The sequence below is a fragment of the Streptomyces sp. NPDC042346 genome (genome assembly GCF_055581845.1).
On sequence record NZ_JBVJEH010000004.1, the window covers coordinates 653,917 to 677,485 of the forward strand.

Below are 23,569 nucleotides of genomic sequence, written 5' to 3' on the forward strand. Positions count from 1 at the left end.
GACGGACAGTCAGAAACCTCAGTCGTCCCACGGGAGGCCGTCGCCGTGCACCTCGCCCCGACCGAGCGGCAGCTGCGGCTGCGCGCCGAACTCCGCGTGTACTTCCGCGAGGTGATGCCCGACGGCCCACCTCCGGCCGACGACGCCGCCGCCCAGCGCCGACTGCTCCGCCGGATCGGGGCGGACGGGCTCCTCGGCCTCGGCTGGCCCGAGGAGTACGGAGGCCAGGGGCGCGGCCCCGACGAGCAGTTCGTCTTCTTCGACGAGGCCTACCGGGCGGGCGCACCCGTCTCCATGGTCACCCTCAACACCGTCGGACCCACCCTCATGAGGTACGGGACCGACGAGCAGAAGGCGTACTTCCTGCCCCGGATCCTGCGCGGCGAGACGGTCTTCGCCATCGGCTACAGCGAGCCCGAGGCCGGCACGGACCTCGCCTCCCTCCGGACGCGCGCGGTGCGGGACGGCGCGGAGTGGCTGATCGACGGGCAGAAGATCTTCACCTCCAACGCCCAGAACGCCGACTGGATCTGGCTGGCCTGCCGCACCGATCCCGACGCGCCGCCGCACCGGGGCATCTCCATCGTCCTCGTCCCCACCGGCGCACCGGGGTTCTCCTGGACCCCGATCGCGACCGTCGGCGGGCTGACGACGACCTCGACCTACTACGACGGGATACGGGTGCCCGCCGGGAACCTCGTCGGGCCGGAGCACGGCGGCTGGGGGCTGATCACCGAGCAGCTCAACCACGAGCGGGTCGCGCTCGCCGCGATCGGCATGCAGGCCGAGGACTTCTTCGCGGCGGCGCTCGACCGGGCGAGTACCCCCGATCCGGTGACGGGCAGGCGTCGTGTCGACGAGCCGTGGATCCGGATCCGGGCCGCCGAAGCACATGCCCGGCTGGCGGCGACACGCCTGCTCAACTGGCGTTTGGTGGGGGATGTGGGGGCCGGCCGGCTGGCCCCGGGGGACGCGAGCGGCGTGAAGTTCGCGGGAACCGAATCGGCGGTCGAGGTCTATCGCATATGTCAGGAGATCGCGGGCGGGGCGGGGACGGTGCGAGCGGGATCGCCGGGGGAGTTCGACGGTGGCGAGCTGGAGCGCATGAACCGGGCCGCGCAGATCAACACCTTCGGGGGAGGGGTGAGCGAGGTGCAGCGCGAGATCGTCGCGAGGATGCGGCTCGGCATGAAGGGGAGGGGGCGGCGATGACCGGTACGGAGACGGCACAGGACGAGCTGTACGAGCGGCTCGCCGGCTACGAGGGACGGTCCGCCGCCACCGCCGGGATCGGCAAGGACCCGGTCAACCTGCCCATGATCCGCCACTGGTGCGAGGCCATGGGCGATGCCCACCCGGCCTACGACGGGCCCGGGGCGATCGCGCCCCCGACCATGCTTCAGGCGTGGACCATGGGCGGCCTCTCCGGGCACGGCGACCGCTCCGAGGCGTACGACGAGCTGTTCGCGCTCCTCGACGGCGCCGGGTACACCTCGGTCGTCGCGACCGACTGCGAGCAGGAGTACCTCCGACCGCTGCGGCCGGGGGACGCGATCACCTTCGACGCCGTCATCGAGTCCGTGTCGCCGCGCAAGACGACCAAGCTCGGCACCGGGCACTTCGTCACGACCCGGATGGACGTCCTGGCGGACGGCGAGCTCGCGGGCACCCACCGCTTCCGGATCCTCAAGTACGCGCCCGCGGGGCGCCCCCCGAAGCCCGACCGGCGAAGCTCGGAGCCCGCCGCGCCCGCCGCCGCGGCGCCCCGCCGGCCCCGGCCGGTCGTCAACCGGGACAACGCCGGATTCTGGGAGGGCGTGGCCGCGCACCGGCTGCTCATCCAGCGCTGCGGCGACTGCGCGAGCCTGCGCCTCCCCTGGCTGCCGGGGTGCGCCGAGTGCGGCTCGCCGGAGTGGGACACGGTCGAGGCGAGCGGCGCCGGGACCGTCTACTCGTACGTGGTGATGCACCACCCGCCCTTCCCGGCCTTCGACCCCCCGTACGCGGTCGGGCTGATCGAACTGGCCGAGGGCGTCCGGATGGTCAGCAACGTGGTGGGCGTGCCGTACGACAAGGTCCGGATCGGGATGCCGGTGCGGCTGGAGTTCCTGCGGGTCGACGACGAGCTGGAGCTCCCCGTCTTCCGTGCGGGAGGGGAGGGCTGACATGGACTTCACCCCCACCGAGGAGCAGGAGGCCGCCCGGGACCTGGCCGCGCGGATCTTCGGCGACCTCGCCACCCACGAGCGGCTCGCGGCCGCCGGCACCGGCAGCGACGCCGAGCTGTGGAAGGCCCTCTGCGCGGCGGGACTCCCCGGCGCCGTCGAGGAGACCGGGCTGCTCGGCCTCGTCCTCCTCCTGGAGGAGCAGGGGCGCACGACCGCACAGGTCCCCTTCGCCGCGAGCTGTGTGTACGGGATCCTCGCCGTCGCCCGGCACGGCACCGAGGAACAGCGCGCCCGGCTCCTGCCGGGCCTCCGCGACGGGACGACGGTGGTGACGGGCGCGCTCCCCGCTACCGGCGGGGTCGCGGCGTCCGGCTCGGTCGCGTCGACCGGCTCGGTCGAGGCGTCCGGCTCGGTCGAGGCGTCCGGCTCGGTCACGTCGTCCGGCTCGGTCGCGTCGGGCGAGGGGCGGCTCGACGGGGTCGTCGACTGGGTGCCGTGGCTCAGGGACGCCACCCATGTCCTCGTACCGGACGCGGAGCGCGGACTGTGGCTCGTCCGCACCGAGGACGCGGCCCGGATCGAGCCCGTCGAGCTCACCGCGCCCTGGTCGGCGGGGCGGCTCGTGCTCGACGGGGCGGCGGGGGAGCGGCTGGGGACCGGCCCCGGAGCCTACGAGGACGTGCTGGCCGCCGCCCGGGTCGCCTTCGCCGGGCTCCAGGCCGGGGTGTGCGCGGGGTCCCTCGCCCGGGCCGTGGAGTACACCTCCGTACGGGAGCAGTTCGGGCGCCCGCTCTCCACCCACCAGGCGGTCCAGTTGCGGGCCGCCGACGCCCACATGGACACCGAGGCCATCCGGGTCACGGCCTACGAGGCGGCCTGGCGTCACGACGAGGGCCTGGACGCCACCGGGGCCGCCCTGACCGCCGCCTGGTGGGCGTCCGAGGCGGGCAAGCGGGTCGTCCACACCGGGCAGCACCTCCACGGCGGCATGGGCGCCGACCTCGACCACCCCGTCCACCGGCACTTCCTCTGGGGCCGCCAGCTCGACGCCTATCTGGGCTGCGGCACCGAACTCCTCGCCGAACTCGGCGACCTGCTCGCGAAGGGAGACCTGTCATGAAGCCCGGGGACGAGCTGCCGCCGCTGTCGATCCCGATCACCCGCACCCTGATCGTCGCCGGGGCCGTGGCCTCCCGCGACTACCAGGACGTGCACCACGACGCCGAACTGGCCCGGGAGAAGGGCTCCCCGGACATCTTCATGAACATCCTCACGACCAACGGGCTCGTCGGCCGGTACATCACGGACCACTTCGGCCCCCGTGCGGCCCTCCGCCGGGTCGCCATCCGGCTCGGCGCCCCCAACTACCCCGGGGACACGATGACCCTGACCGGGACGGTCACCGAGGTGGCCGGCGACACGGCCACGGTCCGGGTCGTCGGGGCCAACGGCCTGGGGCACCACGTCACGGGGACCGTCACCGTGGAGGTGGCGCGATGAGCGTCCGCACCAGGGACAGCCTCGGCGGGCGGGCGGCCGTCGTCGGCATCGGGGCGACGGAGTTCTCCAAGGACTCGGGCCGCAGCGAACTCTCCCTCGCCGTCGAGGCGGTACGGGCCGCCCTCGACGACGCCGGACTGACCCCCGGCGACGTCGACGGCCTGGTCACCTTCACCATGGACACCAACCCCGAGATCACCGTCGCCCAGGCCGCCGGCATCGGCGAGCTGTCCTTCTTCTCCCGCATCCACTACGGGGGCGGGGCCGCCTGCGCCACCGTCCAGCAGGCCGCGCTCGCCGTCGCGAGCGGGGTCGCCGAAGTCGTCGTCTGCTACCGGGCGTTCAACGAGCGCTCCGGGCGCCGCTTCGGCTCCGGCGTCCAGCAGCGCGAGCCCTCCGCCGAGGGCGCCGCGCTCGGCTGGCAGCTTCCCTTCGGGCTGCTCACCCCGGCCTCCTGGGTCGCGATGGCCGCCCAGCGGTACCTCCACACCTACGGGCTCACCCCGGACGCCTTCGGCCACGTCGCCGTGACCGACCGGCGGCACGCGGCCCGCAACCCCGCCGCGTACTTCCACGGGAAGCCGATCACCCTCGCCGACCACGCCGCCTCGCGCTGGATCGTCGAGCCGCTGCGGCTCCTCGACTGCTGCCAGGAGACCGACGGCGGCCAGGCGATCGTCGTCACCTCCGTCGAGCGCGCCCGGGACCTGCCCCGGCCGCCCGCCGTGATCCTGGCGGCGGCGCAGGGCGCCGGACGGAAGCAGGAGGCCATGACCAGCTTCTACCGGGACGAGTTGACCGGGCTGCCGGAGATGGGCGTGGTCGCCCGGCAGCTCTGGCGGACCGCGGGCCTCGCACCGGACGACATCGACGTGGCGATCCTCTACGACCACTTCACCCCGTTCGTGCTGATGCAGCTGGAGGAGTTCGGCTTCTGCGGTCCCGGGGAGGCGGCGGACTTCGTCGCGGCCGACGCGATACCGCTGAACACCCACGGAGGCCAGCTCGGCGAGGCCTATCTGCACGGCATGAACGGCATCGCGGAGGCGGTGCGGCAACTGCGCGGTACCTCGGTGAACCAGATACCCGGCGCGGCCCGGACTCTGGTCACGGCGGGCACGGGGGTTCCCACGTCCGGGTTGATCCTGGGCACGGACGGCTGACGCGACGGCCCCAGCGGTGGCCGGGCGGGGCGGGCGGCTCTTCACTCGCGCCATGAGCACTCACGCGCCACCCCCGCGCTCGCCGTCGCCGTCACTGTCGCCGTCCCCGGTGCTGCCGCCGATGCTGTCGCCGTCGTCGCCGTCGCCCGTCCGTCCGCCGTACGCACGGTCCGCGCCGCCTCCCGGGGCGCGGACCGTGGTCACCGCGCTGGTGGTGGCGCTGGCCGGCGCGGCCCTCCTCGCCGGACCGACCCCCGCCAAGGCCGTGGCCTCCCCGCCGGCCTCGGCCCCCGCCCCGGCCGCACCCGCCGCCGGCGCTCCCGCGCCCGTACGCGAACCCGCACCCGCACCCGAACCCGCACCCGACCCCGCACTCGACCCCGAACTCGCACGCGAACCCGCACCGACGTTCGCGTCCGCATCCAGGCTCGCGCCCGCGCCGCACTTCGCGGGCAAGGCCTTCGACACCTGTGAGGCGCCGTCCCTCACGGTGATGAAGGCCTGGCTCAGCTCCCCGTACCGGGCCGTCGGCGTCTACTTCGGGGGCCGGGGACGGGGCTGTCCCACCCAGAAGGAGCTGACCCCCGCCTGGGTCGCGTCGGCCCACGCCATGGGCTGGCGGCTGCTGCCGCTCTTCGTCGGCTCCCAGGCGCCGTGCGTCTACGCCGCCGCGAAGCGGCCGTACGCCATCGGCAGCACCCCCTGGAGCCAGGGCACCCGGGAGGCGGGCGACGCGGTGCGGGCGGCGCGGGCCCTGGGGATCGGCACGAGCAGCCCGCTCTACCTGGACATCGAGTCCTTCCAGGTGGAGGACACGAGCTGTGCCGCCACCACCCTCTCCTTCGTCCGCGCCTGGAACCGCGAGGTGCGGCGCCTCGGCTATCTGCCCGGCTACTACAGCAGCGCCGACACCGGCATCCGGCACATCGAGGGGGCGCGGAAGGCGGGCACGGCGGACCTGCCGTCCGTGCTGTGGTTCGCGCGCTGGCGTGGCGTGCCCGCGCTGTACGAGGAGACGTCGCTGCACCCGGATGCCTGGATGCCGCACGCCCGGATCCACCAGTACGTGGGGAACGTCGCCGAGACGTACGGAGGCCGCCGGATGCTGATCGACCGCAACGCGGTGGACGCGCCGGTCGCCCGCGTAACGGCGCCCGGCATCTGACCCCGCACCCGCCCCCCCGCACCCCCCCCCGCACCCCCCCCGCACCCCCCCGCACCCGCCCCGCACCCGCCCCCCCGCACCCGCCCCGCACCCGCCCCCCGCACCCGTCTCGGCCCGGCTCCGACCTCGCCTCACCCCGCCCCGACCCCGCCGCAACCTCCCCCCGACCCTGGTTCGACCCGGTCTCGACCCTGAGGCCATCGGCGGGGCGACTCCACCCAGAGAAGGTCCTGGCGGCGCGGTTCCTCCAACCTGAGGCGGACCCCGGTTCGGGACCTGGGGCCGATCCGCCGGGCAACGTCCGCTTCTAGCGTGGAGTCATGACTCCGCCACCCTCTGGCCCCGTCTGCACCGGCGCCTCGAAGGCCGCCCTCGGCCACGTGCCGTACCCGTCGTTCTCCTCGTACGTCCGGGCGCGTGGTCCCGTGCTGCTGCGTACGGCGCGCTCCCTGACCGCCAACCCCTGCGACGCCGAGGACCTCCTCCAGACCGCGCTCACCAAGACCTTCGTGGCCTGGGAGCGCATCGAGGACCACCGCGCCCTGGACGGCTACGTCCGCCGCGCGCTGCTGAACACCCGTACGTCGCAGTGGCGCAAGCGCAAGGTCGACGAGTTCGCCTGCGAGGAGCTGCCGGAGCCGACCGGTCTGCCGGAGCCCGACCCGGCCGACCGCCAGGTGCTGCACGACGCGATGTGGCGCGCGGTGATGAAGCTGCCGGAGCGCCAGCGTCAGATGGTGGTCCTGCGGTACTACGAGGACCTCAGCGAGGCCCAGACCGCGGAGGTCCTCGGGGTCTCGGTCGGCACGGTCAAGAGCGCGGTGTCGCGAGCGCTCGGCAAGCTCCGCGAGGACCCGGAGCTGACCCCCGTACGGTGAAGACGCCCTGAGTGATCAGGGGAAGAGCAACTACCGCCAGTGATCACTGGCAATTTACGTACTCCCGGGTAGTGACATACCGCGCGGTACGTGCGCAGAATCTCCCCACCCTTTCTGCCACGTAGCGCCCACCGGGAGGACGCCCCGTGTACAGCACCATGCAGGACGTACAGCTGACCGTGAGCCGCATCCTCAAGCACGGGATGACGATCCACGGAAAGTCCACCATCACCACCTGGACGGGCGAGCCCGAGCCGCAGCGTCGCACGTTCGCGGAGGCCGGAGCCCGCGCGCACCAGCTGGCCAACGCCCTGCGCGACGAACTCGGCGTCACCGGCGACCAGCGGGTCGCCACCCTCATGTGGAACAACTCCGAGCACGTCGAGGCGTACTTCGCGATCCCCTCGATGGGCGCGGTCCTCCACACCCTCAACCTCCGTCTTCCCCCCGAGCAGCTGGTGTGGATCGTCAACCACGCCGACGACCGGGTCGTGCTCGTCAACGGCTCGCTGCTGCCGCTCCTCGCCCCGCTGCTCCCGCACCTTCCGACGGTCGAGCACGTCGTCGTCGCGGGCCCCGGCGACCGTTCCGTACTGGACGGCGCCGCGCCGCGCGTGCACGACTACGAGGAGCTGATCGCCGGCCGCCCGACCACGTACGACTGGCCCGATCTCGACGAGCGTTCCGCCGCGGCCATGTGTTACACCTCCGGCACCACCGGCGACCCCAAGGGCGTCGTCTACTCCCACCGTTCGATCTACCTGCACTCCATGCAGGTGAACATGGCCGAGTCGATGGCCCTGACCGACAAGGACACGACCCTCGTCGTCGTGCCGCAGTTCCACGTGAACGCCTGGGGCCTCCCGCACGCCACCTTCATGACCGGCATCAACATGCTCATGCCGGACCGTTTCCTCCAGCCGGCCCCGCTCGCCGACATGATCGAGCGCGAGCGGCCGAGCCACGCGGCAGCCGTCCCCACCATCTGGCAGGGCCTGCTCGCCGAGGTCACCGCGAACCCCCGCGACCTCTCCTCCATGGCCCAGGTCACCATCGGCGGCGCGGCCTGCCCGCCCTCCCTCATGGAGGCGTACGACCGGCTCGGCGTCCGTCTCTGCCACGCCTGGGGCATGACCGAGACCTCCCCGCTGGGCACGATGGCCCACCCGCCGGCCGGTCTGAGCGCCGAGGAGGAGTGGCCGTACCGGGTCACGCAGGGACGTTTCCCCGCCGGTGTCGAGGCGCGGCTCGTCGGCCCCGGCGGCGATCACCTGCCCTGGGACGGTGAGTCGGCCGGCGAGCTGGAGGTGCGCGGCACCTGGATCGCGGGCTCGTACTTCGGCGGTGCCGACGGCGAGGAGATCCGCCCGGCCGACAAGTTCAGCGAGGACGGCTGGCTCAAGACGGGCGACGTCGGTGTGATCAGCCCCGACGGCTACCTCACCCTCACCGACCGGGCGAAGGACGTCATCAAGTCCGGCGGCGAGTGGATTTCGAGCGTCGACCTGGAGAACGCCCTCATGGCGCACCCGGAGGTCGCCGAGGCCGCCGTCGTCGCCGTGCCGGACGACAAGTGGGGCGAGCGGCCGCTCGCGACGGTGGTCCTCAAGGAGGGGGCCACGGCGGACTACGAGACGCTGCGGTCCTTCCTCGCGAGCGAGGGCGGCATCGCCAAGTGGCAGCTGCCGGAGCGCTGGGCGATCGTGCCGGCGGTGCCGAAGACGAGCGTCGGCAAGTTCGACAAGAAGGTCATCCGCAGGCAGTACGCGGAGGGCGAGCTGGACGTGACGCAGCTGTAAGCCGGCCGGCTGTAGGGACGGAGACGGGTGAGGGGGAGGGCTTGGCGGCCCTCCCCCTCACCCGTGTCGGTACGGCCGGTCGGTGCCGGACCGGTCGGTGCCGGACCGGTCGGTGCCCGACTAGTTGGTGCCGATCTTCGCGAGCAGGTCGACGATCCGGGCCTGGACCTCGGTGCTGTTCGACCGCTCGGCGAGGAAGAGGACCGTCTCGCCGGAGGACAGCGTCGGCAGCTCCTCCTCGTCCAGGTCGGCCGAGGTGTAGACGACGAGCGGGGTGCGGTTCAACTGCCCGTTCGCGCGCAGCCAGTCGATGATCCCGGCCCGTCGGCGGCGTACCTGCATCAGGTCCATCACGACGAGGTTCGGCCGGGTCTGCGTGGCGAGCGTGACCGCCTCGGTGTCCGTGGCCGCGCGGGCGACCTGCATGCCGCGCCGCTCCAGGGTGGCGGCGAGCGCCTCCGCGATGTCGTCGTGCTCCTCGATCAGCAGGACCCGCGACGGGTGCTGCTCGCTGTCGCGGGGCGCGAGCGCCTTGAGGAGTACGGCGGGGTCGGCGCCGTACGCGGCCTCCCGGGTCGCCTGCCCGAGACCGGCCGCGAGCAGCACCGGCACCTCGGCGGCGACGGCGGCCTGCCGCAGCGACTGGAGGGCGGTACGGGTGATGGGGCCGGTCAGCGGGTCGACGAAGAGCGCGGCGGGGAAGGCGGCGATCTGGGCGTCGACCTCCTCGCGGGAGTGCACGATCACCGGGCGGTAGCCGCGGTCGCTGAGCGCCTGCTGGGTGGAGACGTCGGGCGCGGGCCAGACGAGCAGCCGGCGCGGGTTGTCGAGCGGCTCGGGGGGCAGCTCGTCGTCGACGGGCCGCGGCGCGGGACGGTTGGCGACCTCGACCGCGCCACCGGGGCCGTCGAGCGGCTCGGGACCTTCGGCGGAGCCCTCCGCGGGCGCCCCTATGGCATAGGCGCGGCCCTCGGGGGCGGCCGGGGAGAGCCCGAGCGCGGCCTCGGGGGAGGACTGCGGGTGCGGCTTTGCCGCGTTCTCGGCGGCGGCCGGTACGGGGAGCGCCGACGGAGCCGACGGGGCCGACGGGGCCGGCGGGTCGACCTCCGGCGGGGTGGCGAGCTTGCGCCGCCGCCCGGAACCGTTGGAGGGCGCGGGGGCCGCCGGGGCGGCGGGTACGGAGGGGGCGGGAGGGGCCACCGGGGCGACGGGCGCTACGGGGGCCGCCGGAGCGACGGACGTGGCGGACGCGGCGGCCGGCGGGACGAAGGGAACGCCCTGCCCGAGGGTGCGCACGCTGAACGCCCGCCCCTGCGTCGAGTCCTTCGGCATGGGCAGCTCGGGCGGCAGCGGTACGGAGCCGGTGCCCGTCCCGGAACCGGTGCCGCTCTGCGGCGCGGGCAGCGGGGCGGCCGCGGGGGCCGGGACGGCACCCGGCAGCGGGGTCGCCGACGACGGCACGGGCGCCGGCGGCGCCATGGCCCGGCGGCGACCGCTCGGCTCGGGCAGCGGCTGAGGCTGCGACGCGAGGTGCGGATGGGGCTGCGGGGGCGTGTGGTCGGAGCCCGGGACACCGCGTACGGCCTCGTGCTGCCCCTCGTCGGAGACGGGCAGCGCGGCGCCGGCCGCCGGAACCGCCACGGGGGCCGGGGCCGGAGCGCCCGCGACGGGGTCGGCATCGGGGCGGTCGGCGTCGGCCGGCGGGAGCGCGAACGGCGTCCGGGGCCCGGCCTCGGCCGCTGCGGCCCGCTCCTGCGCGGCGGCCAGCGCCCGCCGGCGGCGTCCGCTCGGCGGGTCGGCGGGCACGTCACCGGAGGCGACGGCGGGCAGGGCCAGCGCGGGGCCGTGGGCGGGCACGGGCGCGTTCATGTGCCCGTCGGCGGCGACACCCTGCGGCGGCACGGCGGCGCCCAGCGCGGCCCGCCCCTGCGCGCCCTCGGCGGCGGTCACCACGGACCCCTCGGCGGGACGGCCCCGGCGGCGCCCGGTGGGCTCGGCGGCGGGCCCACCGACGGGGGAACCCGAACCCGCAACCGACGCCGGAAGCGCGGCCACGGCGGCGTTCTGCTGGGCGGGGATCAGTTCGGCGTGACCGGACGACTCTCCCGTACGGGCACGGCGGCGACCGCCGGCCTCGGCACCCTCCGCGGCGACCGGGCTCTCCAGGAAGGCGTCCGTGGAGGCGCGCCGGGCCCGGCGACGTCCGCCGCCCGAGGTCTCCCCCTCCGCGCCCGTGGCCTGCGCGGGCAGCGCGGGAACGTCCCGTACACCGGCGTCCTGCGACGGCGAATCGGATGAGAGAACGGGAAGAGACGCGGGTGCGGGAGCAGACGCGGGGACCGTTCCCCGCCCTGCCCCGACCGGGACTTCGAGGACGTACGCGCCGCCGCTCGTGCCCGGTACCTCGTGGGTCTGCACGACTCCGCCGTGCGCCGCCACGATCCCGCGCACGACCGGCCCGTGGACCGGGTCGCCGCCCGCGTACGGGCCGCGGACCTCGATGCGTACGACGTCTCCGCGCTGGGCGGCCGCGACGACGATCGTGGAGTCGGCCGGCCCGGCGCCCTGCGCGGCGGCCCTGTTCTTGCCGGTCGCGTCGACGCCGGCGACGTCCGCGACGAGATGCGCGAGCGCGGTCGCGAGCCGGTCCGGGTCCACCTCGGCCTCGATCGGCGGCGCGTGCACGGCGAACTGCGCGCGGCCGGGCCCGATCAGCTCGACGGCCGCGTCGATGCCGGCCGTCACGACCCCGTCGAGCAGCGCGACCCGCCGGTCGAGCTCCTCCTCGCCCGCGTCCAGGCGCTGGTAGCCCAGGACGTTGTCCACGAGGGCCGTCATCCGGGCGTATCCGGCGGTCAGATGGTGCAGCACCTGGTTGGCCTCGGGCCACAGCTGCCCTGCGTCGTCGGCGGCGAGCGCGCCCAGCCGGGTGCGCAGCTCCTCCAGGGGCCCGCGCAGCGACTCGGCGAGGACGGCGGTCAGCTGCTCGTGCCGGGCGGCCAGCGAGGCGTACCGCTCCTGCTGCGCCTCCCGTTCGGCCGCGTGGCGCTCGGCGCGGTCGGCGAGCTCGGCGGCGTGCTCCTCGGCGAGCTGCTCGTACGGCCTGCGGTCGGCGAAGGTCATCACGGCGCCGACGAGCTGGTCCCCGTCCCGGACGGGAGCGGTCGTGAGGTCGACCGGCACCCGGTCGCCCTTCTTCGCCCACAGGACCTGCCCGCGGACCCGGTGCTTGCGCCCGGACTTGAGGGTGTCGGCGAGCGGCGACTCCTCGTACGGGAAGGGCTCGCCGTCGGCGCGGGTGGCGAGGATCAGCGGGTGCAGCTCCTGCCCGCCGAGCTCACCGGCGCGGTAGCCGAGGATCTGCGCGGCGGCGGGGTTGACGAGGACGACCCGGCCGTCGGTGTCCGTGCCGACGACGCCCTCGGACGCGGCGCGCAGGATCATCTCGGTCTGGCGCTGGGAGCGGGCGAGTTCGGCCTCGGTGTCGAGGGTGCCGGTGAGGTCCCGTACGACGAGCATGAGCAGTTCGTCGCCGGTGTACCCGCTGTACGAGTCGTAGGCCTCGCGGCCGTCCTCCAGGCTGGCGCTGGTCACCTCGACGGGGAACTCGCTGCCGTCGGTGCGGCGGGCGATCATCCGGGTCGGCTTGGTGCGGCCCCGCTCGTCGGTGCCCTCGGGGCGGCGCATGGAGCCGGGGATGAGGCGCGAGTCGAAGCCGGGCAGCAGATCGAGCAGGCCACGGCCGACGAGCGCGGTGCCGGGGGTCTCGAACATGCCGAGGGCGATCGTGTTGGCGTTGACGACCGTGCCGTTGCAGTTGACCAGCACGAGGCCGTCGGGGAGGGCGTCGAGTATGGCTGCGAGGCGAGCAGCGCCTCGGGATGGCCTGCTGCTCACGACGACGGTTCCTCCCTGACCCACTGCACGTGCTTGCCTGTCGGCAGGCGGGCCCCATCTTGCCCCTCGGGCCGCAGCCTGTCACGGAGGGAGTCTAAGGGAGCCGCCGCCCGCCGTTCATTGGCAGCACCCATGCCGGCGTCATTGCCCGAGGACGGGCAGGACCGGCCGGAGGTTCTCCCAGCGGTCGATCTCGCAGCCGTTGACGCGGGAGAAGCGGGCGTCGATCTCGCGGCCCTGCCAGGTGCCGGTGACGTGCGCGACGGCGTCCCCGCCGTACACCTGGGTGCAGAAGGCGTCCTGCGGAACGGCCTTGAAGGGGTTCACGCCCTCCTTCGCGAACTGCTCAAGGCGTGCGCAGGCGTCCTCGGCGTCCGGGTGCGTCCCGCCGGCCCGGTCGTCACAGGTCAGCTCGACCGTCCCGTCGACGCCCGGACGGCCGCTCTCCGCGACCGTCACGGTCAGCGTGTCGGGCGGGGAGAGCAGGGTCAGCGGAGGCAGGGGGCCGAACCCGGCGGTCCCGGCGGCGGCGGTGGCGAGGGTCGCGAGGGCGAGACGGCGCAACATTCGGATCTCCAGGAACGGCGGGTGCGGCGGACACGGGTGCGGGCTGCCAGTGCGGGAACGCGAACGGGAACGGGAAGGGGAACGGGGTGCTGCGGACGCACGGCGTCTCCCGCCCCCTCTAACGCTCCGGGCGCCGGGGCGTTGCGCAAGCGGGGTGCGCCGGGTGGGCGGCGCGGGCGCCCGGGGCTTTGCCCTGGACCCCGGAGGCCTAGTACGGTGAGAATCGATTGGTGACAGCCGGTTCGCCTGTGTCATCATCTGCACGCACCACTCGCGTATGCGCGGGGTGCATGGAGGCGTCGCCTAGTCCGGTCTATGGCGCCGCACTGCTAATGCGGTTTGGGTCTTAAAGCCCATCGAGGGTTCAAATCCCTCCGCCTCCGCCCCTACCGAAGCCCCGGCCCACACGGCCGGGGCTTCGGCCGTTTCCCGGCCTCCGCCTTCACCGGCACGCGGATGTGACCCCGGTCTCTTTCGCCGCGTTCTCGCCCCTCGGGCCCTCGCCGGCACCCCTCGACCGTAGGCCCCCCGAACCTCCCCCGTACGGCGTTTTCGCAGGTCACAAGGGGTGGGGTGAATGGATTTCACATGACGGCGGCAGTCATGTAATGTTCTTCCTGTCGCCGCGAGCGGGTCGAAAGACCGGGGAGCGAGACAAGAAAACAAAACAAGCACTCGTAGCTTAACGGATAGAGCATCTGACTACGGATCAGAAGGTTGCAGGTTCGAATCCTGCCGAGTGCACATAGCTAAGAGGCCCCGGACGAGAGTCCGGGGCCTCTTGCGTTGGTGTGGTGCCAGGTCGGATGATCGTTCTTTCTCTTCATCCATGGGGGTAGGGGCATGGCACTCTTCGGGAACGCGCACGCGATCGATCCGGCGCAGGCGCAGCAGGACTTCGCGCGGCTGCTCGGGCAGGGGGAGCAGGTGCACGCCGCGTATCTGCTGATTCGCGACACCATCTTCTTCACCGACCGGCGGCTGGTGCTCGTCGACAAGCAGGGCATCACCGGCAAGAAGGTCGAGTACCACTCGATCCCGTACCGGAGCATCACGCACTTCGCCGTCGAGACCGCCGGCACCTTCGACCTCGACGCCGAGCTGAAGATCTGGATCTCGGGCAACGCCGTGCCCGTCCAGAAGACCTTCACCAAGGGCGTCGACATCTACGAGGTGCAGGCGATCCTGACGCAGTTCGTCGCGAAGTAGCGGTGACGTAGCGGAGCGGACGGTTTGGTGAGGGCCCCCGGGATTCCCGGGGGCCCTCCCCTTTTGGGTGAACCTGTCTGATTTGCATGTCAGTTGAATATGCCCTCGGCCTAGCTTGCGAGGTGGAGGTGATGATCGATGGATGCGATCGACATCGATGACATGGTGCACGTCGCCACCGGGGCGCGTCTGAGGCGGTTGACCGCGCCGGACGGGACGCACTGGTTCCCGGTCGTGGACGTGGCGAAGCGGCTGGGGTACGCCGGGACGCGGGAGGCGCTGCGGACCGTGGCGCTGCCCGAGGGGTGCCTGGTCGGGGCGGGGAAGCTCGCGGGGAGCGCCGCGATACTCGCCCTCAGCGGGGTCAGGGCCTCGGCGCGGATGGTGAACTTGCCGGGGCTCGTCCAGCTCGTGGGCGCGTGCCGGAGGCCGGAGGCCGGGCCGTTCCGGGCGTGGGTCGCGGAGGTCGTCACGGCGGTCCAGCGGCACGGCGGCTACGGGCTCGAACCCTCGCCGGTCCGCGCCGGGTTCCTCCTGCCGCCGGAGCTCGTCGACGCGCTCGTACGGCTGGAGGGCGAGTTCGACGAGCAGGCCGCCGTGTACGAGGAGTACGTCGACCGCGCGGAGCTGCTCCGCGAGACACGCGAGAACCTCGCAAGGGCCGCCGACTCCCTTGCGCGTCTCTCGGTGCCCCGGCAGCGCACCGGCGCCGCCGTCGCCGCGCTCACCCCGCAGCAGCTCGTCGAGTCCTGGGCCATCACCGGCGACATGCGGACCGTCGCCTGCTGCCTCGCGCCCGCGCTCGTGCGGGGCGGGGTCCGCTACCGGCCCCAGGACGTCACCCGCCGCACCGGGCTGTCCGGGGAGTGCGTCCGCGACTGCGTCCGGATCCTTCTGGAGCGCGGCTGCATGCGCGAGGTGGGTGCCCCGGATCCCGACGGGGCTCGGATCTACGTGCTGCCCTGAGGGGGGCCGCCACTATCCGGCGAGCGCGTTGGCGAGGCCGAAGGCGCCGGGGTGATGGCCCCGGGGGCCTCGGGTCGGGGACTCGAAGCGGATGTGGCGGAGACTGGACACCACAGCAGGGTAGGGAGGCGTGGGCCGGTGGAGTGGTGGTGTCGGGGGCTCGGGTGGGCCGGTGGAGTGCCCGGGCTGCGGTGGCGCGGCGGGAGGGTGAGCACTCTTGTCCAAGGGCAGAGGCTTTCCTTTCGGGCCTCCGGAGTGCGGCGGTGTCCGGGCGCCCGGGGCAATCCCTGTCCCCTGGAGGCCGTCGTGTCCGGACGGGCCACCGGAGGGCGGTGCGGTGAGTGCGCGCGGCTCGACCGGGCGCACTCCGTCGCGGCCGACACCCTGCTGGACGATCCGCAGCCCTATCGCGTCTATCTCGCCTGGTTCGGGCCCGGGATGACCAAGGTCGGGATCACCGCCGAGGCCCGTGGCGAGGCCCGGCTCCTGGAGCAGGGCGCCGTCGCCTTCAGCTGGCTCGGGCGTGGGCCCCTCATGGCCGCGCGCCGGACCGAGGAGGTGCTGCGGCAGGCGCTCGGCGTGCCCGACCGGATCGCGTACGAGCGGAAGCGGGCCGTACGGCACGTCCTGCCGCCCGCCGAGGAGCGAGCCCGGGAGGTCGAGGAGCTGTACCGGAGCGCGCGGGCGGTCGGCGGCTGGACGGAGACCCTGGAGCCGCTGGACTTCGTCCCCCGTGACCACGTCGGGGCGTTCCATCTCGACGGGCTCCCGCCGCTCGACGGGACGGTCACCGAACTCGTCGACGGCGGTGTCGTCACGGGGCGGCTGCTCGCCGCCGCCGGGCCCGATCTGCACCTGCTCGATCCCGGCGGGCGCTGCGTCGTCCTCGACACCCGGCTCATGGGGGGATGGGCGCTCCAGCGGGTCGGGGAAGGGGAGGACTTCTCGGTGCCGGTCGCCTCCTCGGCCGTCGCGGAGCCCGAGAGCGCTCAGGGCGAGCTCTTCTGACACTTCGTAAAGTCTTGGATCCCTTTGGTCTGCGCCCGTGGACATCCCGGCCCGGCCCGGACGAGGGTGATCACATGACTCCGAAGCTGGTGGCGGGCCTGGAACCGCCCTATTACACCGCCGTGTTCACCTCCGTCCGCCCCGAAGCGCCCGAGGGGTACGCCGAGACCTCCACCCGGATGCAGGACATCGTCAAGGACATCCCCGGGTTCCTCGGCTACGAGTCCGCCCGTACCCCCGGCGGCATCGGCATCACCGTCGCCTACTTCCGCGACCTCGACTCCCTCGACGCCTGGCGCCTCGACACCGAGCACCAGGCGGCCAAGGCGTACGGGCGGGAGCACTGGTACGAGAGCTACAGCGTCCACATCGGCAAGGTCGAACGGAGCTACAGCTTTGAGCGAGAGTGACATCCCGGCGCTGATCGCGCGGCTCGGGATTCCCGGGCTCGTCGACGTGCACACGCACTTCATGCCGCAGAACGTCCTCGACAAGGTCTGGGCGTACTTCGACTCCGCCGGCCCCCTGACGGGCCTGGAGTGGCCCATCACCTACCGCGAGGAGGAGGACCGCCGGCTCGCCATCCTGCGCGGTTTCGGGGCCGTCGCCTTCACCGCGATGCTCTACCCGCACAAGCCCGGCATGGCCACCTGGCTGAACTCGTGGGCCGCCGACTTCGCCGCCCGCACGCCCGACTGCCTGCACACCGCGACCCTCTTCCCCGAGCCGGGCGTCGACACGTACGTCCGCGAGGCGCTCGACGCAGGCGCCCGCGTCTTCAAGGTGCACCTCCAGGTCGGCGCGTTCGACCCGACGGACCCGCTGCTCGACAGCGCGTGGGGAACCCTCGCCGACAGCGGTACGCCCGTCGTCGTGCACTGCGGGTCCGGGCCCACCCCGGGCAAGTACACCGGCCCCGGGCCCATGGGGCGGCTGCTCGACCGGCACCCCCGGCTGCGGGTGATCGTCGCGCACATGGGGATGCCCGAGTACAGCGACTTCCTCACCCTGGCCGAGCGGTACGAGGGCGTGCGTCTCGACACCACCATGGCCTTCACCGACTTCAGCGAGCGGCTCGCGCCCTTCCCCACGACGGAGCTCGGGCGGCTCGCCGACCTCGGCGACCGGATCCTCCTCGGCTCCGACTTCCCGAACATCCCCTACCCGTACGCCCACCAGCTCCACGCCCTCGAACGCCTCGGGCTCGGGGACGACTGGCTGCGGCGGGTCCTCTATGAGAACGGCGCCGCGTTGTTTCACGTGAAACCGTGAGCCGCCGAGACCTCCCGCGGTCTCCCGAGGGACCTTTCTCAGGGAATTCACAGGAAAGGGAAAGAGGGCTCTCAGCGGCGACGGAGAGCGTGGGTGCATGACCGTCACCACGCGCCGCCCCGGCACCCGCGCCGACATGCTCCGTGCCGACGGCACCGCCGTCCGCGTCCTCGTCGTCGACGACGAGGCCTCGCTCGCCGAGCTCCTCTCCATGGCCCTCCGCTACGAGGGCTGGCAGGTACGGAGCGCCGGTGACGGCGCCACCGCCCTGCGTTCCGTACGCGAGTTCCGGCCCGACGCCGTGATCCTCGACGTGATGCTTCCCGACGCCGACGGGCTCAGCCTGCTGGGCTCGATCCGTCGCGAGCTGCCCGATGTGCCGGTCCTCTTCCTGACGGCGAAGGACGCCGTCGAGGACCGGATCGCCGGGCTCACCGCCGGCGGCGACGACTACGTCACCAAGCCCTTCAGCCTGGAGGAGGTCGTCGCCCGCCTGCGCGGCCTCATCCGCCGGTCCGGTGCGGCGCAGTCGCGCAGCGAGTCGCTGCTCGCGGTCGGGGACCTGACCCTCGACGAGGACAGCCACGAGGTCACCCGGGGCGGGGACTCGATCCACCTCACCGCGACCGAGTTCGAGCTGTTGCGCTACCTCATGCGCAATCCGCGCCGGGTGCTCAGCAAGGCGCAGATCCTCGACCGCGTCTGGTCGTACGACTTCGGCGGCCAGGCCAACGTCGTCGAGCTCTACATCTCCTACCTGCGCCGGAAGATCGACGCGGGCCGCGCCCCGATGATCCACACCCGGCGCGGGGCCGGGTACCTCATCAAGCCGGGGGAGTAGCGCCCGTGCGCGTACGACGTCGGCGGCCGTGGTCGCTGCGGACCCGGCTCGTCGTCTCGGCGGTCGCGCTGATCGCGGTCGTCGCGGCCGTCATCGGGACGGTGACGACCATCGCCTTCCGCTCGTACCTGTACGACCAGGCCGACGAGCGGCTGAACAGCGTCTCGGTACGGGCCGCGGGCCCGCCGGCCGCCATGGGCTCCGTCCCCGGCATGCCCGACCCCGGCAGGGGGCAGGACCTGCTCGCGTTCGTGAAAGGGCCCGGCGCGATCGGCACCCTCGGCGCCGTCCTGGTGGACGGCGAGGTGACCACCGCCCTGTACTCGGAGGAGGCCGCGCCCGAGGACGGCGGGGCCTACGGACGGAACGTCCCGACCACGGACCTCACAGCGGCCCAGCGGGCCGCACTCGCCGCCGTCCCCCGCGACGGCGAGCCGCACACCGTCGAGCTGCCCGGCGGCCTCGGCTCCTACCGGGTCGAGTACGCCTCCGGGGGCCATGGCTCGTTCCTCACCGGCATCCCGCTCACCGAGGTCGAGGACGCCCTCTCCACCCTCGTCCTCGTCGAGCTGAGCGTCACCGGCGCCGGGCTCGTCGCGGCCTCGATCGCCGGGACCGTGCTGGTCCGGGTGGCGCTGCGCCCGCTGCGGCGGGTCGCCGCCACCGCCGGTCAGGTCGCCCAGCTCCCGCTGCACAGCGGCGAGGTGGCGCTCCACCAGCGGGTCTCGGAGACGGAGGCCGACGCGCGCACCGAGGTCGGCCAGGTCGGCGCGGCCATCAACCGGATGCTCGACCACGTCCACTCGGCGCTCGACGCCCGCCAGCAGAGCGAGACCCGGGTCCGCCAGTTCGTCGCGGACGCCAGCCACGAGCTGCGCACCCCGCTCGCCTCGATCCGGGGGTACGCCGAGCTGACTCGGCGCGGCCGGGAGGAGTGCGGGCCCGACACGCGGCACGCGCTCGGCCGCATCGAGTCCGAGGCGACCCGGATGACGGGTCTGGTCGAGGACCTCCTGCTGCTCGCGCGGCTCGACGCCGGCCGGCCGCTCTCGTACGAGAGCACCGACGTCGTCCCCCTCGTCGTGGACGCCGTGAGCGACGCCCGCGCCGCCGGGTCCGAGCACCACTGGCGCCTCGAACTGCCCGCGGACGGCGAGGCCGTGACCGTACGGGCCGACGGGGCCCGCCTCCAGCAGGTGCTCGTCAACCTCCTCGCCAACGCCCGGACCCACACCCCGCCCGGAACGAAGGTCACCGCCCGGGTCCGGTCGGACGGGCCGAGCGCCCTCGTCGACATCGAGGACGACGGGCCGGGCATCCCGCCCGAGCTCCTGCCCTCCGTCTTCGAGCGGTTCGCGCGCGGCGACGCCTCCCGCTCCCGGCACGCCGGCTCCACCGGCCTCGGCCTCGCGATCGTCCGCGCGGTCGCCCTCGCCCACGGCGGCGAGGTGAGCGTCGCGAGCACCCCGGGGATCCGGACCGTCTTCACCGTCCGGCTCCCCTCCGACAAGGCGCCCCTACCGGACTCCCCGCCGGACTCCCGGCAGCGCCCCCAGCCGGACTCACAGCGAGGGCACAGGCTCATCACACAGCGGTGACAGCGGCCCCGGCGAGTGTCGTCCGTATGCGAACTCCAACGATCGCGGGCCCCGCGTACGGGACTCCCGGCGCCCTTCCCGCCCGGGAGCACCTGCCGGTGAGCGTCGCCGGAAGGCCCGTTCTGGACGTGGTGATCCCCGTCTACAACGAGGAGAAGGACCTGGAGCCGTGCGTCCGCCGGCTCCACGACCACCTCGTCCGGACCTTCCCGTACGGCTTCCGCATCACCGTCGCCGACAACGCCTCCACCGACACGACCCCCGTCGTCGCCGCGGCCCTCGCCGCCGAGGTGCCCGAGGTGCGCTCCGTACGGCTGGAGCAGAAGGGACGCGGACGGGCGCTGCGGACGGTCTGGTCGGGTTCGGACGCCCCCGTCCTCGCCTACATGGACGTCGACCTGTCGACCGACCTGAACGCGCTGCTGCCGCTGGTCGCGCCGCTCATCTCGGGTCACTCGGACCTGGCGATCGGCTCCCGGCTCGCCCGCTCCTCGCGGGTGGTGCGCGGGCCGAAGCGGGAGTTCATCTCGCGGGCGTACAACCTGATCCTGCGCGGCTCGCTCGCCGCCCGATTCTCCGACGCCCAGTGCGGATTCAAGGCGATACGGCGGGACGTCGCCGAGCGGCTCCTCCCGATGGTGGAGGACACCGGCTGGTTCTTCGACACCGAGATGCTGGTCCTCGCCGAGCGGGCCGGGCTCCGCATCCACGAGGTGCCGGTCGACTGGGTCGACGACCCCGACTCGACCGTGCACATCGTGAAGACGGCCACCGACGACCTGAAGGGCGTCCTGCGGGTCGGACGCGCCCTCGCGACCGGCTCGCTGCCCCTCGACCGGCTGGCCCGGCCCTTCGGGGACGATCCCCGGGACCGCGACCTCAGCGGAGTGCCGGGCGGACTCGCGCGCCAGCTCGTCGGCTTCTGCGTGGTCGGCGCGCTGTCCACGCTCTTCTACGTCGCGCTGTACTCGGCCTTCCGGCTCGGCGTCGGCCCGCAGTTCGCCAACGCCGGTGCCCTGCTCGTCTCGGCCGTCGCCAACACGGCGGCCAACCGGCGCCTGACCTTCGGCGTACGGGGCCGGGACCGGGCCGTCCGCCATCAGGCGCAGGGGCTCGTGGTCTTCGCCATCGGCCTGGCCCTGACGAGCGGTTCGCTCGCGGCTCTGAGCGCGGCGACCGGCGATCCGGCGCACTCCACGGAGCTCGCCGTCCTGATCGTCGCCAATCTCGCCGCGACCGTCCTGCGCTTCCTCCTCTTCCGGCTCTGGGTCTTCCCGGACCGCGCTTCAGCAAGGAACGACCGATGACCACCCTGCCCACCGCGGCCCACGCCGCGCCGTCCCGGGGCGGCTCTCCCGCCCGGCTGTGGCGCGGTCGCGCCGAGGACGCCCCCTGGGTCCGGCCCGCCTTCCTCGGCCTGCTCGCCGTGACCACCGCGCTCTACCTCTGGAACCTGAGCGCCTCCGGCTACGCCAACTCCTTCTACTCCGCCGCCGTCCAGGCGGGCGGCGAGAGCTGGAAGGCCTTCTTCTTCGGCTCCCTCGACGCGGCCAACGCCATCACCGTCGACAAGCCCCCGGCCGCCCTGTGGCCGATGGCGCTCTCCGTCCGTCTCTTCGGGCTCGGCTCCTGGCAGATCCTGGTGCCCGAGGTGCTGATGGGCGTGGCCACGGTCGCCGTGCTCTACGCGGCCGTCCGGCGCCGGTTCGGCGCGGGCGCGGGTCTGATCGCGGGCGCGGTGCTCGCGCTGACGCCCGTGGCCGCGCTGATGTTCCGCTTCAACAACCCGGACGCGCTGCTCGCGCTGCTCATGACGGTCGCGGTGTACTGCGTGCTGAGGGCCCTGGAGCAGGAGAAGGGCGCGGCGAAGTGGCTGGTCGGGGCGGGGGTGGCCTTCGGTTTCGCGTTCCTCGCGAAGACCCTCCAGGCCTTCCTGATCCTGCCGCCGCTCGCGCTCGTCCACGGGGTGTGCGCGCCGGGTGCGATCGGCCGCCGCATCGGCCGGCTCGCCCTCGCGGGGCTCGCGATGGTCGTGTCGGCGGGCTGGTGGGTGGCCCTGGTCGAGCTGTGGCCCGCGGCCTCCCGCCCGTACGTCGGCGGCTCGCAGAACAACAGCTTCCTGGAGCTGACCTTCGGCTACAACGGCCTCGGCCGGATCAACGGCAACGAGACCGGCAGTGTCGGCGGCGGCGGTCGTGGCGGCGGCCAGGGCGGCGGCTGGGGCGAGACCGGGATCGGCCGGATGTTCAACGACTCGGTCGGCGGTCAGATCTCCTGGCTGCTCCCGGCCGCGCTGATCCTGCTCGTCGCGGGGCTCGTGGTCACCTGGCGGGCGCCCAGGACGGACACGGCGCGCTCGGCGTTCCTGGTGTGGGGCGGTTCGCTGCTGATCACGCTCGCCGTCTTCAGCTTCATGGCCGGCATCTTCCACGAGTACTACACGGTGGCCCTGGCCCCGTACCTCGCGGCGCTCGTCGGCATGGGCGCCGCGGTGCTGTGGGAGGAGCGCACGCGATGGCTTGCCTCCGCGGCCCTCGCGGTGACGGTCGCGGCGACGGCGGTCTGGGGATGGACGCTCCTCGGGCGCACGCCGGACTGGCTGCCGTGGCTGCGCTGGGCGGTCCTGGTGGCGGGTGCGGTGGCCGCGCTCGGCCTGCTGTTCGCGGGACGGCTCGACCGGCGCCTCGGGCTCGCGGCGGCGGGCCTCGGCCTGGCGGCGGGACTCGCGGGCCCGTTCGCGTACACCCTGGAGACGCTGAACTCCGGGCACCAGGGCTCGATCGTCACGGCGGGCCCGGCGGGCGGCGCCATGGGCGGCCGGGGCCCGGGCGGCGGCGGCATGCGGATGTTCGAGGGCGGGGCGTTCCCGGGCGGCCAGGGCGGCCAGCGTGGTCAAGGCCAGGGCCAGGGCGGTCAGATGCCCGGCGGTCCCGGCGGCGGCACCCCGCCCCAGGGAATGCCCCAGGGAATGCCGCAAGGCATGCCCCAGGGCATGACCCGAGGTGAAGGCGGCCCAGGCGGCGGGGGCGGTGGCATGGGCGGTCTCCTCAACGGCGCCAGCGTCGGTACGGAGGCGAAGGCGGCGCTCCTCGCGGACGCCGACGACTACACCTGGGTCGCGGCCACGGTCGGCGCCCAGAACGCGGCCAGCTACCAGCTCGCCACCGAGAAGCCCGTGATGGCGATCGGCGGCTTCAACGGCAGCGACCCGTCCCCGACGCTCGCCCAGTTCAAGCAGTACGTCGCCGAAGGGAAGATCCACTACTTCATCGGCGGCGGCGAAGGCAGCGGCAGCGAAGGCAGCGGCAACGAAGCCGGCGGCAACGAAGCCGGCGGCAGCCAAGCCGGCCGCATGGCCTTCGGCGGCGGTCCCGGCGGCGGCAACTCGGAGATCTCCACCTGGGTCTCGGAGACCTTCGAGAAGGTCACCCTCGGCGGCGCCACCTTCTACGACCTGACCCGGACGAAGTAATCGCTATACAGTGTACGAGAGCCCTTGTACGGTGTACGAGACCAAGTCCCGTACACCGTACAAGGA

General features: G+C 73.5%; 20 protein-coding genes and 2 tRNA genes. 19 read left to right on the forward strand and 3 right to left on the reverse strand.

Going from position 1 to position 23,569, the window contains the following annotated elements; translation table 11 throughout:
* Positions 1-45: 45 nt before the first annotated feature.
* Genes ACZ6K0_RS20985 through ACZ6K0_RS21005 form a run of 5 tightly spaced genes read left to right on the forward strand, consistent with a single transcriptional unit; the run spans position 46 to position 4,831 of the window.
* Positions 46-1,212 (forward strand): acyl-CoA dehydrogenase family protein, encoded by a 1,167-nt coding sequence (locus ACZ6K0_RS20985; protein WP_469231348.1) that lies wholly within the window; start codon positions 46-48, stop codon positions 1,210-1,212.
* Positions 1,209-2,165: a bifunctional MaoC family dehydratase N-terminal/OB-fold nucleic acid binding domain-containing protein gene (locus tag ACZ6K0_RS20990; RefSeq protein ID WP_469231350.1), complete on the forward strand. Its 957-nt coding sequence runs from the start codon at positions 1,209-1,211 to the stop codon at positions 2,163-2,165. The genes ACZ6K0_RS20985 and ACZ6K0_RS20990 overlap by 4 nt, the downstream gene beginning before the upstream one ends.
* A gap of 1 nt (position 2,166) precedes the next feature.
* Positions 2,167-3,288, forward strand: coding sequence for an acyl-CoA dehydrogenase family protein (locus ACZ6K0_RS20995; protein ID WP_376398076.1), 1,122 nt, complete (start codon positions 2,167-2,169; stop codon positions 3,286-3,288).
* Positions 3,285-3,668 (forward strand): MaoC family dehydratase, encoded by a 384-nt coding sequence (locus ACZ6K0_RS21000; RefSeq protein ID WP_376398079.1) that lies wholly within the window; start codon positions 3,285-3,287, stop codon positions 3,666-3,668. Before ACZ6K0_RS20995 ends, ACZ6K0_RS21000 begins: the two co-directional genes overlap by 4 nt.
* Positions 3,665-4,831: a lipid-transfer protein gene (locus ACZ6K0_RS21005; protein ID WP_376398082.1), complete on the forward strand. Its 1,167-nt coding sequence runs from the start codon at positions 3,665-3,667 to the stop codon at positions 4,829-4,831. The genes ACZ6K0_RS21000 and ACZ6K0_RS21005 overlap by 4 nt, the downstream gene beginning before the upstream one ends.
* Before the next feature lie 60 nt (positions 4,832-4,891).
* Here ACZ6K0_RS21005 and ACZ6K0_RS21010 read toward each other — a convergent pair whose 3' ends face one another.
* On the reverse strand, positions 4,892-5,035 hold the full coding sequence (locus ACZ6K0_RS21010; RefSeq protein ID WP_376398084.1) for a hypothetical protein: 144 nt from the start codon (positions 5,033-5,035) through the stop codon (positions 4,892-4,894).
* Here ACZ6K0_RS21010 and ACZ6K0_RS21015 point away from each other — a divergent pair.
* From ACZ6K0_RS21015 to ACZ6K0_RS21025, 3 genes are all read left to right on the forward strand, one after another.
* Entirely contained in the window at positions 5,028-5,996 is a 969-nt protein-coding gene (locus tag ACZ6K0_RS21015; RefSeq protein ID WP_376398087.1) for a DUF1906 domain-containing protein, read from the forward strand. The two genes, ACZ6K0_RS21010 and ACZ6K0_RS21015, sit on opposite strands and share 8 nt — an antisense overlap.
* A 320-nt stretch (positions 5,997-6,316) precedes the next feature.
* A complete protein-coding gene (locus ACZ6K0_RS21020; RefSeq protein WP_317597343.1) occupies positions 6,317-6,874 on the forward strand; it encodes a SigE family RNA polymerase sigma factor in 558 nt (185 codons plus the stop codon).
* A gap of 146 nt (positions 6,875-7,020) precedes the next feature.
* Positions 7,021-8,673, forward strand: a complete 1,653-nt coding sequence (locus ACZ6K0_RS21025) for a long-chain fatty acid--CoA ligase (RefSeq protein ID WP_376398091.1) — start codon at positions 7,021-7,023, stop codon at positions 8,671-8,673.
* Between the two features lie 120 nt (positions 8,674-8,793).
* On the opposite strand, the gene ACZ6K0_RS21030 is transcribed toward ACZ6K0_RS21025, so the two are convergent.
* Both ACZ6K0_RS21030 and ACZ6K0_RS21035 read right to left on the reverse strand, forming a co-directional pair.
* Positions 8,794-12,570 carry a response regulator gene (locus ACZ6K0_RS21030; RefSeq protein WP_469231353.1) on the reverse strand — a complete coding sequence of 1,259 codons (3,777 nt, stop codon included), beginning with the start codon at positions 12,568-12,570 and terminating at the stop codon, positions 8,794-8,796.
* A 141-nt stretch (positions 12,571-12,711) separates the two neighbouring features.
* Complete coding sequence (locus ACZ6K0_RS21035; RefSeq protein ID WP_376398097.1) at positions 12,712-13,137, reverse strand: SSI family serine proteinase inhibitor; 426 nt, start codon at positions 13,135-13,137, stop codon at positions 12,712-12,714.
* 292 nt (positions 13,138-13,429) lie between these two features.
* On the opposite strand from ACZ6K0_RS21035, the gene ACZ6K0_RS21040 reads away from it, so the two are divergent.
* The 11 genes from ACZ6K0_RS21040 to ACZ6K0_RS21090 all read left to right on the forward strand — a co-directional run bounded on the left by ACZ6K0_RS21040 (position 13,430) and on the right by ACZ6K0_RS21090 (position 23,503).
* Positions 13,430-13,520: transfer RNA gene (locus ACZ6K0_RS21040), tRNA-Ser, on the forward strand.
* Positions 13,521-13,808: 288 nt separating this feature from the next.
* A tRNA-Arg gene (locus ACZ6K0_RS21045) sits at positions 13,809-13,881 on the forward strand.
* Between the two features lie 99 nt (positions 13,882-13,980).
* Entirely contained in the window at positions 13,981-14,346 is a 366-nt protein-coding gene (locus ACZ6K0_RS21050; RefSeq protein ID WP_024756150.1) for a PH domain-containing protein, read from the forward strand.
* 138 nt (positions 14,347-14,484) lie between these two features.
* The gene (locus ACZ6K0_RS21055; protein WP_376398101.1) at positions 14,485-15,312 is read left to right on the forward strand and encodes a BRO-N domain-containing protein; all 828 of its coding nucleotides are present in this window, start codon (positions 14,485-14,487) and stop codon (positions 15,310-15,312) included.
* Between the two features lie 138 nt (positions 15,313-15,450).
* Positions 15,451-16,320 (forward strand): DUF2797 domain-containing protein, encoded by an 870-nt coding sequence (locus ACZ6K0_RS21060; protein ID WP_469231356.1) that lies wholly within the window; start codon positions 15,451-15,453, stop codon positions 16,318-16,320.
* A 74-nt stretch (positions 16,321-16,394) separates the two neighbouring features.
* Positions 16,395-16,730, forward strand: a complete 336-nt coding sequence (locus tag ACZ6K0_RS21065) for an antibiotic biosynthesis monooxygenase family protein (protein ID WP_376398107.1) — start codon at positions 16,395-16,397, stop codon at positions 16,728-16,730.
* Entirely contained in the window at positions 16,717-17,592 is an 876-nt protein-coding gene (locus ACZ6K0_RS21070; protein ID WP_469231358.1) for an amidohydrolase family protein, read from the forward strand. Before ACZ6K0_RS21065 ends, ACZ6K0_RS21070 begins: the two co-directional genes overlap by 14 nt.
* 97 nt (positions 17,593-17,689) lie before the next feature.
* On the forward strand, positions 17,690-18,433 hold the full coding sequence (locus ACZ6K0_RS21075; RefSeq protein WP_376398113.1) for a response regulator transcription factor: 744 nt from the start codon (positions 17,690-17,692) through the stop codon (positions 18,431-18,433).
* 5 nt (positions 18,434-18,438) lie between these two features.
* Positions 18,439-20,031, forward strand: coding sequence for a sensor histidine kinase (locus tag ACZ6K0_RS21080; protein WP_376398116.1), 1,593 nt, complete (start codon positions 18,439-18,441; stop codon positions 20,029-20,031).
* A gap of 26 nt (positions 20,032-20,057) precedes the next feature.
* Positions 20,058-21,338, forward strand: coding sequence for a bifunctional glycosyltransferase family 2/GtrA family protein (locus ACZ6K0_RS21085; protein WP_376398119.1), 1,281 nt, complete (start codon positions 20,058-20,060; stop codon positions 21,336-21,338).
* Complete coding sequence (locus ACZ6K0_RS21090) at positions 21,335-23,503, forward strand: ArnT family glycosyltransferase (RefSeq protein WP_469231361.1); 2,169 nt, start codon at positions 21,335-21,337, stop codon at positions 23,501-23,503. Before ACZ6K0_RS21085 ends, ACZ6K0_RS21090 begins: the two co-directional genes overlap by 4 nt.
* Positions 23,504-23,569: the final 66 nt, after the last annotated feature.